Here is a 13,396-nt window from a genome sequence, read left to right on the forward strand (position 1 = left end):
GGGCGACGCCGGTTGTTGACTCCCCGCACTTGAGTGATTGAGAAATTCATGTTCATGAAATCTGTTTCCGGCCTGCGACGATCTGTTTTGTCTTCCAAACGATGCCAGTGGCCCCCGGTGGCGGGTGAGGCAGTCGCTGGAATCAATCGAGCGGGCTGGGGAGTGCTGCTTCTCATGCACATCGCATTGGCCGGAAGTGCTTGGTCACCCGCTGTTTGTGCACAAGAGGACGCGGCGAAAACCGAGCAAGCTGCCCAGTCGCCCGATGAACGATCGCTGGGTGTTGCCTCGCCGGACGATCCAGACCCCTACGACGACGCTGCCATCCAAGCCGAGTTGGAGGAGTGGGACCGTCAAATGCGAGCGATGGCCGACAAATACGCAGCGCCTCCCGGGGCCAAGCAGATCACCAAACTTCCCGATTTGTGGATCGATCCCAAAGCCAAACGAATTTACATCGATGGCTACGTGACGATGCGAAAAGGTGCCCTGGAAATGTTCGCTTGCCCGGTCGGGACCAAGGAACACGAATCCGTCGTTGCCGCGTTCGCGAAAAGTAAAGAAGTTCACGCGGCTCTGCTCGCACTCGGAACCAAATCGGGGACACCGGTTTCTTACGATCCCGAATTCAAACCGCCGACTGGTCAACCGGTTGCCGTTTGGGTGACATGGCGTGACGAAGCTGGCAAATTCAAAGTGGCCGATGCCAGGACTTGGGTTCAGAACAACGAGACGAAAGAACCGCTTGCCGAACAATGGGTTTTCGCGGGAAGTCAGCTTTGGACCGACCCGGTCGACAAAGTCACTCATTACTCGGCGGATTCCGGTGACATGATTTGCGTATCCAACTTCAGCAGTGCGATGTTGGACGTGCCGTTTTCCAGCAGTGCTCAAGCGGGCAACTTGTTGTTCCTGGCTCACACCGAAAGAATTCCCGAACAAGCCACCTCGGTTCGATTGGTGCTGGTTCCTCAGTTCGAAAACGATCCGACCGCGACCACTCCGCCGGATGAAACCGTTTTGCCAGTTGCCAAAAAAGCATCTGAAAAAACGGCTGGGAAATCCGAAGCCGAGAAGACCGGCGATGCGAAAGCCAAGACGGACTCGAGCGAAAAAGCATCGGGAACTCGCTGATTGTGACGGAATCGATTCGAGTTTTGCTGGTCGGCGCCGGTGTGGTCGGTCGCGCCATCGCGACGGATCATTTGCTGGCCGGATGCGAAATCTGGATGGCGGACCGTGACGAGGCGGTGCTGTCCGAGGCATGCGACGCGGTGCTCCGGCGAACGGATGGGATCGCTGATTCGGCTTCTCCATGGGGAGCGGCGGTGCCAATTCCAGTCGTTCATATGATGCCGCATGGCCACGACGAAACGATCGGGGCATCGGATGCTTTGCCGACTTGGGTGGTGATCGAGTCGATCGCGGAGAAGTTGCCCATCAAGCAAGCTTTCTTTGCCGAAGTCGAAAACTGGTTTGCACGTTCGCCCATTTTGACCACCAATACATCGACGTTGCCCATCACCGAGATCGCTGGTGCGATGCGAACACATTCGGCGCGGTTTTGCGGGATGCATTTCTTCATGCCCGTCGTCGGGCGTCATGCCGCGGAAATCATCGTTCATTCGAGAACCAGCGAAGCAGTCATCGAGGCATGTGAAGGGCATGTCCGGCGTTTGAAGAAAGCCCCGCTGCGGGTGCTGGATTCACCTGGCTTCGTCGTCAATCGCATGTTGGCGCCGTATTTGAACCTTTCGATGCAGCTGCTGTGTGCTGGCGTTGCGGCATCAACCATTCGCGAATCGGCGCTGCGGTATGGCATGCCGATGTCACCGTTTGAGTTGATCGACTTGATCGGACCGCGGACCGCCTTTGACGGGGGGCGAGTGGTTTGGCAATCGTTTCCCCATCGAATGGATCCATCACCATTGTTGCCCGCGATGATCAAACGTTCTCTGCTCGGTGTCGCTGGTCAAAAAGGTTTCTATGAATACTCGGGCGACGGCGAACGTAGCGGAGATGATCTATCCGATGACGTAAACGCCTTGGTCGAGCGATATTCGCGTGACGACATTGGTGCGGCCGACATCCGAGGCGATGTTCAGTTGATCGCGGATATGTTTGCCGCGTCGATGTGGCGTGAGGCTCAGGCAATCGTCGCATTTCATGTTGCTGATATGGAAACGATCAATCAAGCGATGGCGGGCGGATTGGGGTATGTCGCACCGACCATTGAGACGTCTTGGCGAGAGCACATCGAATCGATTGGTGAGGACCGCTTCGAGCAGATTGCCGATCGCTTCCCGAAACTCAAATCGCTCCGTTAGGGGATGAGAAGGTGGGCCATCGGGACCAGTCGGGGGGCGGGACGGATCGATTGCGACGGGTACATTCGATGGATTGTGGCGTTCTATTCTTACCCAAGGGTCGTTTGGCGGCGATTTCAACGGTTTCAGCTACAATGAAAGCTGCTAGATCGGCATCTTCTCGCTTGTCAGATTGGTCGTGAACCATTCTGCATGCCATGCCGTGAATTAGCTGGAACGACTTGTCTTGGTGTGTGCCCATCACTGTGCATTGACTTCACTTGTCGGGACAAAGATTTGACTCCTCTTCAGATGGGATGATTGATGGCCACGGTTTCGGAAACGTCCTTGCCTGATCACGACATTGTTGACGCGACATTGGCTGATGAAGTGCCAACCGCGGAAGACGTCACTCCGCGTCGACGCATGGGGTTCTTGAAAGCCGCACCCGCTTGGTTGATCAGCACGCTGTTCCACATCGGCGTGATCCTGATTCTTGGTTTGGTCACGTTTGCTGACCCCGTCAAAATTGTGAACGTGTTGTCGGCATCATCCACGGGCGAAGAAGGTCCCGAGATTGAAGAGTTCCAAATCGAACAAATTGATCCCGGCGAAATGGTCGAGATGGACGAGTTCGCCGAACCGGTTGAATTGACCGAGGCTCTCGACACCACCGAAACATTGCAGGTCGATGTTGCGATGGAAATGCCTTCCATGCCGATGGAGATGTCTGAGTTGACGTCCGACATGGCACCCGTCGCTCAAACACTGCAAACGCTGTCCTCGGTGACGATGCCCGCAATGGACAGTCGATCGGTGGATATGAAGAAGAAACTGCTGCGGGAATACGGCGGGTCGGCGGCCAGTGAAGCGGCGGTGACGGAGGCTTTGAAATGGTTGGCCCTGCACCAGGCTCCCAACGGTGGATGGACGTTCCAGCACAATTTGGTTTGCAACGGCCAGTGCGGAAATCCTGGCGAACCCAAACGAGCCGAAGCCGTCAACGCGGCGACCGCGATGGCACTCTTGCCGTTTCTAGGTGCTGGACAAACGCACTACGCTGGTGAGTTCAAAAATGTCGTTCGCGGCGGGTTGTTGTTCTTGATCGCCAATGGAAAACAGGGCACCGTCCGTGGGTTGCCCGTGCTGGATCTGTCAGAATCATCCGGCAATGGAATGTACTCGCACGGTTTGGCCGCGATCGTGCTGAGCGAAGCCTATGCGATGACGGAGGATCCAGCTCTCGCCGTTCCAACGCAGCAAGCGATCAACTACATCGTCACGGCTCAGTGCGAAGACGGTGGTTGGCGTTATCGCCCCCGTGATGCGTCCGGTGGCGACACGTCGGTGGTCGGCTGGCAAGTGATGGCGCTCAAGAGCGCTCACATGGGCCACCTGATTGTGCCACCGCAAACGATTTATGGATCGACGATCTTCTTGGACAAAGTCCAATCCGACGGCGGTTCGATGTACGGCTATCAAACAAAATCCACGCGAGTCCGCCCTGCTTGTACCGCGGCTGGGTTGTTGTGTCGCATGTACTTGGGTTGGGACAAAAACCATCCCGGTTTGCAGAAAGGTGTCGAAAAGTTGATCGACATCGGTGTTCGCAAGGACAACATCTACTACGACTACTATGCCGCTCAAGTCCTTCGGCACGTGGGCGGTCCCGAGTGGGACAAATTCAACACTGAACTTCGTGATTGGTTGGTGGAAACCCAGTCTCAATCCGGTGGCAGCAAAGGCAGTTGGTACTTTCCTCAAGCTGCCAATCACACCGGCCCCAAAGAAGGCGGGCGTTTAGCAGCCACCTCGTTCGCCACGATGATCCTGGAAGTGTATTACCGGCACATGCCGTTGTACGCCGAACAGGAAGATGAAGACGCGTTCCCGCTTTAGGAACGCGTCTCCGATTTCGATCAAACCATGTACTGCGGTTGATCATTGGGTTGTTCGCCGAACCACCCTTTTCGTTGCAGCCACCTTGTTATTCGATGCGGTGGTTTGACAACAATCGCGGTGGCCGCGGTGATGAAAAAGATTCCAATCAATGCCAGCACTCGGCGTGGGTCAATGATTGTGAACACGGTTCCTTGACCGACTTCCACTTTGGTGGTCGAAGCGATTGGCAATCCGTATTGGTTTGCCAAAGCAACCACGTTGATCATGTTGATGACCGGCACGCCTGATGCCAGAAACCTGGTTGCGACACAATCGACCGCTTCGGGTGAGCTGGCTTTCTTTTGGATCGTCGCCAACTGCTTGGGCGTGATCAAACCTTCGCCAATGCTATCGTTGCCTTCGGTTCCGCCGACCGAGGCGTCACCGCCACCAACGTTGATGTACGCGGCGTAGGTCTCGTCTTCGGCGGCCTTGGAATAGGCAACCATCCGTCGTTCGATTGCGTCGGTGTCATCAACGCTGTCCATCAACGGAACACCGCTTCGTTCGATCGCAGCGTCCAAAATCGCGCGCGTGTCATCGCTCATGCCCGCGGCACGGTCGCGAAAACCACCTCGTGAAATTTCGAGACTGCGATAAGCCAAAATGCCTTCGTCGGCCAACAACTTCTCCATGTCCGGCCACATCATGTCAGCAGAGTTGGCACCGAATTGGCTGGACGCTGCGCTGCTGATGATGGTCGGACGGGCACCCAACGATTCGGCGGCACTGTAGACCGCGATGTTGAGCGCCGGAAACGATCCGGTGCAACCGATGGCAATTCGATCGCCAGGGCGAACGCCAGCGTCGACCAGCAAACGCATGGCGACGGCGGCAAAGTTCGGGTTGATCGAGGTTTGCTTGGCGGCCAAGTGACCGGGCAAGGTCGTCACGGCGGACATCGATGGACCGACCATGCCGGTGTCGGCGGGATCTTGAGCGTCCAACAATGGATGGCCGAGTTCCAATCGTTTGGCATGGATTGCATCGAACGCGGTGTCGGCACGTTCAGACGCTTCCAACATGCGGTCCTTCAAATCGGGAATGCCGTACAAACCCGCGACCATCGTGCTCCATCCGGCCATTTGATTTGGCATGGCACGAAGCGCGAGGACCGTGACCACCGAAAGGGCGGCAAGGAACAACAGTGAACCTGAAGAGATCTTCTGGGGACGGTAATACAGTTTCTTCATACCAGCGTTTCCACACCTGCGGTCACCAAGACCAAGTAAACCAAAGATGTCGCAATCACGAGCGGCGAGAGTGTTTGCACCACGCCACTGCGCGCAATCCAGAGAGCGACCAACCCTGGAATCACAAAACCGATGACCGTTGTTCCGGCCATCATCATCGAGGCGGCGGAGGTGCCTGCTTCCACGGCAACGCCCACTGGCATCGATGGGAAGGCGAGTTCCACCATTGATCGCAGCACCGCCGCGATCGCGAAACCGACCACCATCGTCAAAACGACTCGTCGGCGACCGAACAAGATCGCCCACCGATCAATTTGGTAAACGACCCACGCCGTCACCAAAGCGGCGGCGATCGTGGCAATGATTGTTGCCGGTTGATCGAACGCCAATGCCAAATAGCCCGGGACAATCATCCCGCCGACGCTTAGCCCAAATGCTTCGGTGAAAATCAAACTGACGACCAAGCCAATGCCGATCGACAAAGCGAGCCATTCCATCTCAAACCATCTCCAAGACTCGTGCCGGACGTGTCACAGGCGTGCGGAAACGTTCCCACCCCTGGTCCTGTCCGAAGTGATCGGCCAATGCCATGCCTGGGCCGGCAACGTTGCCGATTCCCATCAGCATCATGGCCGATGATTCCATTTCTTCCGCTCGCTCGGCGACCGCGGTGCCACTTTGGAAGTGTGGTCGTGGTGCGGTTGCCATGCGTTCTTCGCGGCGGAACGATTCCAACACCGACTCGACCAGTTCCGGACCGGACGAATTTCCTAAACAGATGACTTTGTCGGGATGAATCCCACGCTTGAGCAATCGGCGAAGAAAAATGTCGGTGCCCGAACCAATGATCACATAGCGATCCGCGGGCGCCCAAGTGGCAACGGCTTCGGCCATGGTGGTTGATCGGTCGGCACGGTCGACGCGGCAGTTCATCACCAGCACACGTTGCGTGACACCGGGGAAGTAGTTGTAGGCAGCGTCCCAAATTCGTGTGGTCGACTCAGGGTCGTTGGCGGCGAACGCGTTGACGAAGTGCCACGAATTGCCGTGCACCTCCTGAACGTGAACACGCATCGCACCGGGGTCGGGTTGCGCTTCCCACATTCCTTGCAGCGCCACGTCCCGAGCCACTCCCATCGACTGGCAAACTTTCAACGCCAACGCAACGTTCTCAGCGTGTTCGAGATAACTGAACTGAGCCAATTCGTCTTGGGTGATGTTGTTTGCATCGTCGGCGGTGGTGACCACCAGTTGGCTAGCACGGTCGTCGCAAGCTTCCTTCATCACAGACAAACTGTCGGCGCGGTCTTCCGCGGTGAACATGTCGCCGGAGATTGGCGTGGTCGCTGATAAGGCTCGAGCGACGTCCAAACGAGTTGGTCCCATCACGTCCAAGTGGTCGGCGCGTGCATTGGTGATGACTCCGTGAGTGGATCGTACCAACTTCAATTCACAAACCGATTGCAACAAAGGTTGCAAAGCCATGCACTCAATGACGAGTGCATCCGCGTTGTGTCCGACAGCGGTTTGAACGATGCGTTTCTGTTCAATGACGTTGGCCCGGTCCGGTCGAAAGATCGGAAGCTCTTGCCCATCGGGAAGGATCATGCGAGCCAATGTGCCCGTTGTTTTGGCACACGTCCGGATGCCACCGGAACGCAATCCCGCGGCGATCAAACGAGTCACCGAAGACTTGCCGCGAGTTCCATTGACATGGATTCGGAAAGGGATTTTGAGAAGTTGACGACGGTACCAGTACGCTTCGACCATAGCCGCAGCGCACACGGAGGCGGCAAATGCCACCAATGCAAGCGTGCCGTTCACGAACGGATCTTTCGATGGAGTGGGGGATGGGACGCAAACTAACTCAGGCCGGAATCGACCATCAGAGAAGTCAGTGCGTTAACGTCAAAACTGGCAAGGCGGTGAAGTGCCTGCTGGGTTCCCTGAAGATGGGGAGTAACATCCGATGCTGAAGAAAAGGCCAAGAGCCGGAGTCAGCGATCTCCATTTGGTTCTTGGGTGTGGCGAGAATTATTATTTTCGCGCGGTCCGAGTAAAGAGCATTCCCGGAAATTTCTCTTAGAATCCTCTAAGGACGTAACGAACGCCTAAGGAGGGCTTCTAAATGAGCGGCGGGGTCCGCAGAAAAGAATTTTTGCGACGCCGATTGGGGGTCGCGATGCTCAAGTGTCTCGCTCGAAACCCATTCCCAGATTTCATGTGAAGAAACCTTCGTTCATGCCACCTTTGGCGGGATCAAAATCCCCTGGTTTCTTAGCGTTCAGCCTGGTCGACGGCCGGTCGCCGCTAACCGATCAGCCTGGCCTGTAAGCGACCAGTCGAACTTGCCTCGAGTTGGCCGGCTGCGTAGTCCGTCAAGGCAATCGACGGGGCCGATGATGACATTGATCCGCATCCCGCCTGATTGATGGTTGCAGCTGAGGCAAATTTCACACGTTTAAGTAGGTCTGCGGTTTTCTGATTCCGCTTTTCGGCAGGTTTCCACATCGCTTGCCTTTCCCGAAAACGAGTTTGAGGAAAGATCGAGCGATGCCGCTCAGGCGTACGCGAGGGTGAGGTCCGGCAGGAGAAGTGGCGCGTGTTGCCCATGTATGGTTGCAGGCGTCCCGAAGAGCCATGAAACGACCGACCCCCGTCGATCGTTGGGCGTTGTTGCCAGCATCAGGCGAGTGGTTCACCCGCCGATTCGTTTTGGCTCACTCGGCTTCGCTGATCGGCGTTTCCTTTTTGCCGTCGCGAAGGTAAGGCTCGCGGGTTTGTTCGCCCGTGGCGGGTTGGAACTCGCGCACCCAAATGTTGCGGAACCGGACGGGGTTGCCGTGATCTTGGATCGTGATCGGACCCTTGGGGGCGTGGGCTTTGTATTCCGGTGGACGGTTGTAAGGCGTGTCGCCTTTGAGTTCGAAGTGGTTCAAGATCAGCACACCATTGTGAACCGCGGTGATCGCGGCGGGGCTTTCCAGTTCACCTGATTCGGTGAACCGGGGTGCGGTCCAGAAAATGTCGTACGTGTTCCATTCACCCGGCGGACGCATCGCATTGGCAGCAGGCGGCGTTTGTTTGTAGATCGCGCCCGCTTGGCCGTCGTGGTAGGTTTCGTTTTCGTAAGAATCGAGCACCTGGATCTCGTAGCGGCCCATCAAAAAGATCCCGCTGTTGCCACGTCCTTGTCCATTGCCTTTGACGGGGACGGGAGCCGACCATTCCACGTGGACTTGGCAGTCGCCAAATTCTTCCTTGCTGGTGATGGCTCCTTTTCCTGCGACCAAGTCATCTCCGTCGGTCGTCCAGTTGGAGATGTTCTTCCAGTTCTTCACATCGTCGCTCGAGCCAAACAAAACGGTCGCGTCCGATGGCGGATCCGCTGCAGTCGCACCCGGGGTGACGATCGGTGGTGCCTGCCAAGTGATCCCATTGAGGTATTCCTCACCAAACGTGGGGGAACAAAGGGCGGGCACGGTCAGTGTCGCGAGCGAAAGGGCGACGGAGGCGAGACAACGGCGGTGAAGCATGGCGTTTGATTCAGCGGGGTAGGAGGCGGGGAATTTTGATGCTCATTCTAGCCGAATCGTTTTCATGTGGTTCGGAAATTCGATGGCGGATATCGGAGGGCGAGTTGATATCGCCCAGGCGGGCAAAGGTTGGTCGCCTGGCCTGTGTCCGACGCCGTCCGGACGGATCCGCAATCCGGATAAGTCGCACGGTCGATTCAAAGGTTTCGGGGAGCGATCCCAATCGCCGGTCGGCCGCAAAGATCGCCTGAACCCGTCTTGCGGGATCCAGGTGGCTCCGACATAATTCGCGTCTCGATGGAGCCAGGCACGTCTTCCTTGTGAAGGCATTCCCCCCGCGAAACTATCTTCGCGAGGTCGCCAGCGGGTTCATCGACATTTTCAGAAGAAGCCGAAGTGGCGGAATTGGCAGACGCGCTGGATTCAAAATCCAGTTGGAGCAATCCAGTGAGGGTTCGAGTCCCTCCTTCGGTACTTCTTCGAACATCGCCCGGACCGAACGGCCCGGGCTTTTTTTATGCGCCGACCCAAAGTAGGCCGGACCGGAACGAAGCGGAGTTCCGGCAGCGATCCTGTACATCGCCGCGCTCGGGATCATGCTCCTGCCGTAGCTGCGTCCCGTTGGTCCTTGATACGGCCTACAAATTCCGGGGAAGAAAGCGGACGTGTTGTCAGCGGTCGTTGCGTTCTCACATGTTTTGGCTGAGGGACGTCATGATTGAACGGGCTCGGCTGTTGCGTCCTGTCAGCAACGCTGGCGGCAGTGCGTTGGCATTGAAGGTGGTGTAGCCTTCGATCAGCTTGGGGTCCAAGTCATCGAACATTCGGAATGCCATGGACCAATCCTCGAAGTTTCGTGATTCGATTCGGTCGTGGTACATCATGTCGACGCAAGTGTGACGTTCATCATTCGAGATGACTTGCATCAGTTTTTCGATGCACTCTTGCTCGCCTTCCAACAGTTGCATGAACTCGCGAGTCTTTCCGCTGTGCAACAGGATACCGGTCACATTCAGTCGAGCGTTGTTCTCTCGAGATTGTTCCAGCAAGCTGTCCAGTTCTTCGACCGACATCGCTTGGGTTGCCACACTGCAATAAACCAATTCAGTCAACATGGTTTTCTCTCTGACTCAGCTTCGTTGGCCTGGTCCGTTCGACCAGGATTGATTGGCGATGAAATAGGACAGGAGCGGATTGGGCGGATCCGCCGTCGGGTCACTCTGCGTCTCGTAGTGCGTTGGCTTCGTGAAGTTCCCAGTCTTTCAAGCGGTCGTCGGACCGGGCACTTTCAAAATCTTGAAGATCCAGCGAGGTTGGTAGTTCACTCGGCGGCAATGCCGACACCGTCATCGCTTGTTCGAGTGGATCCAACCCAAGTGCGATTTGCATCTGAGCCAACGCGGCGAACCAACTCTGTTGGGCCTCGATCAACTTGATCTCCGTCTCGTTGGCTTTCGTTTCCAACAAGTTCAGATAGATCAGATCAATTTTGCCGCGTTCAAACGCGAAACGGTATCGATCGAGTGTGTCGATGCTGGCTCGCAACGACGCTTCGGATTGTTCGACAATTTGGCCGGACAGTGTCAACGCGTTGTAGGCGGTTTGCAGTTCAACGCCGATCTTGTCACGCACCAATCGTAGTTTTTGATTCGTTTGTGCGATCTTGGCCGTTGTCGATTGAACTTTGCCGCGAGCCTTGCGACGTTGGATGGGAACTTCGCTGGTGAAACCGATCACCAATTCAAATTCGCCTTTGTCGTCGGACTTGGTCGCTGGTTCACCCATGTCCTGCGAGGCTTCGGCGATGAAATCAAAGCGGGGAAGCATCTCATTGCAAGCGAGCTGTCGATCGAGCTGGATGCCGCGAATTTGATACTGCAAAATCTGCGGTTCAGGTCGCCGTGAAAGGGCTGCGGCGAGGTCCGTTTGAAAGTCACCGGGCGGCGGTGGCTGAATCGCGGGGAACTTCTTGGGGATCCATTGATCTTCGGGAACAATTGGTTGCCCGCCATCGTCGCGAAGGAACAGGCCCAGTTTGAACGCGGTCTCACGGTACTTGCGTTCCGTTTCCAGAACCTTGGTCGAACGTTCGGCGATGAGTTGTTGGTTGAGGATCAAATCGATCTCGGCAAACTTGCCCGCTTCGACACCGGCTTCGTATTGCTTGCCCCGTTCTTCAGCCAACTTCAGCAATTCTCGTTGAGCTTGCAGACTGGATCCGGCGGCGACCCATTGCCAATAGTTCGTCGTGGCGTCGAGAGAGATTTGCAACAGTGTTTGCTGAACCGTTGGTCCGACGGCTTGCCGAGCCAGTGACGCTTGGAAGACGGCAACGCGTTGCGGGTCGATCGCGCGACCTTGCAATAAAGGTTGGATGATGGAGGCTTTGAATTCGCCAGCATCATCGGTTTGGCGTTCTTTGTACCAAGGTTGATAGTAGCCTCGTCCAACGCGATAACCCGCTTCGACGTAGCCGCCCCACCAAGTTTGCCGGGCGAGTTTCAAACCGTTGCGATAGTTCTCGTAATAGCCGGTGGGTTCTGACAAGGAGTACGCGTTGAACTTGACGTCGTAGGCACCGCGGGCGGACATGAGTTCGCCGCTGGTCAATCCGGCCTGTTGGCGAGCCTGGATGATTTCGGGGTAGGACCGATAAACGCTGGCGATGACGTCGGCCAGAACAAGCGCGTCCTCGTTGGTTGTTGCCGCTTCAGTAACGTCTGATGCTTCACCGGGTTCGGTGACTGATTCGGGGAGTTGTTCCGCGGTGGTTTCCGTGAGCGGATCGGTGTCGTCGTTCTGCGCGACGGTGAGGAATTGTTTGAATGACAACGAGTCAGACTCGATCATCGCTGGAGCCGATGGATCGTCCGCTTGGATCAGGGTGGTCGTTGCTAATTGCGACGGTGCCAGCAACGCCAACAGTGCAATGGCGAAACGATTTCGACGCGAGGAATGCGTTAACGTGGCCGCGACGGAGGCGGTGTCTTTGGCAGAGTTTGAGGCTTGGCCAAAGTTTGCCGCACGTGCGGACTCTAAGCCTTGGGCAGTTTGACCTTCGACGCTTTCTCTTGTGATTTTTCGGGTTCCTGGTCGGCGACGACCGGCGGGAATCCATTTAGTTGACGCCATATCTCTCGGCCCAGCGGTACACGGTTCAAAAGCACCCATCCATTTGCACGGACGCCCTGTCTGAGATATCGGTCATCAGGCCAACCATTCTCCCGATCAAAATGATTGTCCGGGGTCACCAGCACGCGAAAGTTTCCTTTGCCGTCGTCGGTCGGGAAGACTCGGTTGACTTTGCCGCCAAATGTGCCGACTGCGACGGATGGCCAGCCCACGAACTGAACCGCGGGCCAACCTTCAAATTGCAGGCGAACGGGGTCACCTTCGTGGATCAATGGCATGTCATTGCCGCTGACTCGCATTTCAACGGCCAACTCGTCCGTGTCCGGCACGATGACAAACAGTTGGTCGCCTTCTTTGATTGTGTCGCTGCCTTCGACGCCAAACCACTCTTGGATGCGGCCCGAACGTGGGGCACGGATTTCCAAACGGTCCAGTTCGCCGCGTTTGTTTCGCAGGTCCAGGATTTCTTTTTCGATCGTGTTGATCTTCTGCATCGCATCAAGCACCTTTTGCTCGGCGTCGCGATTCTTGATCGCGATGTCCTGCAATTTTGCCTCAATCTCTTCTTCCTTGGAGATCAGCGAAGCGGACAATTCGTGCACCGCGTTCTGAGCCTTCTGGACCTTTGCGACTTGTGATTCAACCGCTTGCTGTTTGCTGAACAATTCTTCGCGAGACACCAAACCTTTCTTGGAAACTTCTTCTGCAATTCGCAATTGGTTGCGTTTGTCTTGCAGTTCCGCTTCCATCGCGGTGACTTCGTTTTTAGCTTGTTCCCATTTTTGTTTGGCGGCTTCCAAGTCTTGTTTCAATGATTCGGTCAAACTCTTTCCGCCGTTTTCTTGCAACGCGACGGCTTGCTTGGCGACTTCGAGTCCTGAGAGAGCCGCGGCTTCTTTGGATTCCATCGCGATGATTTGGGTGTCGATCTGCGAAACGCCGTCGACCGAGAAAGGTGACAATCGCAACAACAATTCATCTTGTTCGACATAGCTTCCTTCACGCAGTCCTGGTTTGACGTATTCGACAACGCCCTTGGATGGGCTGCGGACCGGTTGCGGACGTTGTTGCGGATCGATGGCAACGACCGTTCCGATGCCACGAGCGGTTTGTTGCCAAGGCACGAACACCATCGCAATGATCGAAAGTGCAAGTCCGACGAAGGTGACCTTGCCGACAAAGCGAATCCAATTGCCGGTGCGGACCAATTGCATCGATGCGAAGTCGTCGGATGAATGAAGACTGTGAATCATGAGTTGGTGTGGGGTGAATGGATCAGTGATTCAAA

Annotated in this window: 10 protein-coding genes and 1 tRNA gene; 4 read left to right on the forward strand and 7 right to left on the reverse strand. The window is 56.1% G+C overall.

Annotated features, from left to right (window positions below):
- Positions 1–48 precede the first annotated feature (48 nt).
- The 3 genes from RB_RS02165 to RB_RS02175 all read left to right on the forward strand — a co-directional run bounded on the left by RB_RS02165 (position 49) and on the right by RB_RS02175 (position 4,205).
- Positions 49–1,134 (forward strand): YdjY domain-containing protein, encoded by a 1,086-nt coding sequence (locus tag RB_RS02165; protein ID WP_011118204.1) that lies wholly within the window; start codon positions 49–51, stop codon positions 1,132–1,134.
- Between the two features lie 2 nt (positions 1,135–1,136).
- Positions 1,137–2,327, forward strand: a complete 1,191-nt coding sequence (locus tag RB_RS02170; protein ID WP_011118206.1) for a 3-hydroxyacyl-CoA dehydrogenase family protein — start codon at positions 1,137–1,139, stop codon at positions 2,325–2,327.
- Positions 2,328–2,630: 303 nt separating this feature from the next.
- Complete coding sequence (locus RB_RS02175) at positions 2,631–4,205, forward strand: prenyltransferase/squalene oxidase repeat-containing protein (RefSeq protein ID WP_164921382.1); 1,575 nt, start codon at positions 2,631–2,633, stop codon at positions 4,203–4,205.
- Positions 4,206–4,225: 20 nt separating this feature from the next.
- On the opposite strand, the gene pgsW is transcribed toward RB_RS02175, so the two are convergent.
- The 4 genes from pgsW to RB_RS02205 form a co-directional block, all read right to left on the reverse strand.
- Complete coding sequence (gene pgsW / locus RB_RS02180) at positions 4,226–5,440, reverse strand: poly-gamma-glutamate system protein (RefSeq protein ID WP_011118209.1); 1,215 nt, start codon at positions 5,438–5,440, stop codon at positions 4,226–4,228.
- On the reverse strand, positions 5,437–5,937 hold the full coding sequence (gene pgsC / locus RB_RS02185; RefSeq protein WP_007329558.1) for a poly-gamma-glutamate biosynthesis protein PgsC: 501 nt from the start codon (positions 5,935–5,937) through the stop codon (positions 5,437–5,439). The genes pgsW and pgsC overlap by 4 nt, the downstream gene beginning before the upstream one ends.
- A gap of 1 nt (position 5,938) precedes the next feature.
- A complete protein-coding gene (gene pgsB, locus RB_RS02190) occupies positions 5,939–7,264 on the reverse strand; it encodes a poly-gamma-glutamate synthase PgsB (protein ID WP_011118210.1) in 1,326 nt (441 codons plus the stop codon).
- Positions 7,265–8,160: 896 nt separating this feature from the next.
- The gene (locus RB_RS02205; protein ID WP_007331802.1) at positions 8,161–8,976 is read right to left on the reverse strand and encodes a 3-keto-disaccharide hydrolase; all 816 of its coding nucleotides are present in this window, start codon (positions 8,974–8,976) and stop codon (positions 8,161–8,163) included.
- Positions 8,977–9,366: 390 nt separating this feature from the next.
- Between RB_RS02205 and RB_RS02210 the strand changes: the two genes are divergently transcribed.
- Positions 9,367–9,450: transfer RNA gene (locus tag RB_RS02210), tRNA-Leu, on the forward strand.
- A gap of 215 nt (positions 9,451–9,665) precedes the next feature.
- Here the strand turns inward: RB_RS02210 and RB_RS02215 are convergent.
- The 3 genes from RB_RS02215 to RB_RS02225 form a co-directional block, all read right to left on the reverse strand.
- A complete protein-coding gene (locus RB_RS02215; RefSeq protein WP_011118215.1) occupies positions 9,666–10,091 on the reverse strand; it encodes a BLUF domain-containing protein in 426 nt (141 codons plus the stop codon).
- Positions 10,092–10,191: 100 nt separating this feature from the next.
- Complete coding sequence (locus tag RB_RS02220; RefSeq protein WP_231846132.1) at positions 10,192–12,108, reverse strand: TolC family protein; 1,917 nt, start codon at positions 12,106–12,108, stop codon at positions 10,192–10,194.
- A complete protein-coding gene (locus tag RB_RS02225) occupies positions 12,012–13,361 on the reverse strand; it encodes an HlyD family secretion protein (RefSeq protein ID WP_007328443.1) in 1,350 nt (449 codons plus the stop codon). Before RB_RS02225 ends, RB_RS02220 begins: the two co-directional genes overlap by 97 nt.
- Positions 13,362–13,396 lie beyond the last annotated feature (35 nt).

This window comes from Rhodopirellula baltica SH 1, assembly GCF_000196115.1.
Taxonomy (GTDB): Bacteria; Planctomycetota; Planctomycetia; order Pirellulales; family Pirellulaceae; genus Rhodopirellula; species Rhodopirellula baltica.

Coding starts and splice junctions, on each gene's coding strand:
- RB_RS02175 (WP_164921382.1), top strand. CDS start 2,631: ATGGCCACGGTTTCGGAAACGTCCTTGCCTGATCACGACATTGTTGAC.
- pgsW (WP_011118209.1), bottom strand. CDS start 5,440: ATGAAGAAACTGTATTACCGTCCCCAGAAGATCTCTTCAGGTTCACTG.
- pgsC (WP_007329558.1), bottom strand. CDS start 5,937: ATGGAATGGCTCGCTTTGTCGATCGGCATTGGCTTGGTCGTCAGTTTG.
- RB_RS02225 (WP_007328443.1), bottom strand. CDS start 13,361: ATGATTCACAGTCTTCATTCATCCGACGACTTCGCATCGATGCAATTG.
- RB_RS02205 (WP_007331802.1), bottom strand. CDS start 8,976: ATGCTTCACCGCCGTTGTCTCGCCTCCGTCGCCCTTTCGCTCGCGACA.
- RB_RS02215 (WP_011118215.1), bottom strand. CDS start 10,091: ATGTTGACTGAATTGGTTTATTGCAGTGTGGCAACCCAAGCGATGTCG.
- RB_RS02165 (WP_011118204.1), top strand. CDS start 49: ATGTTCATGAAATCTGTTTCCGGCCTGCGACGATCTGTTTTGTCTTCC.
- RB_RS02220 (WP_231846132.1), bottom strand. CDS start 12,108: ATGGCGTCAACTAAATGGATTCCCGCCGGTCGTCGCCGACCAGGAACC.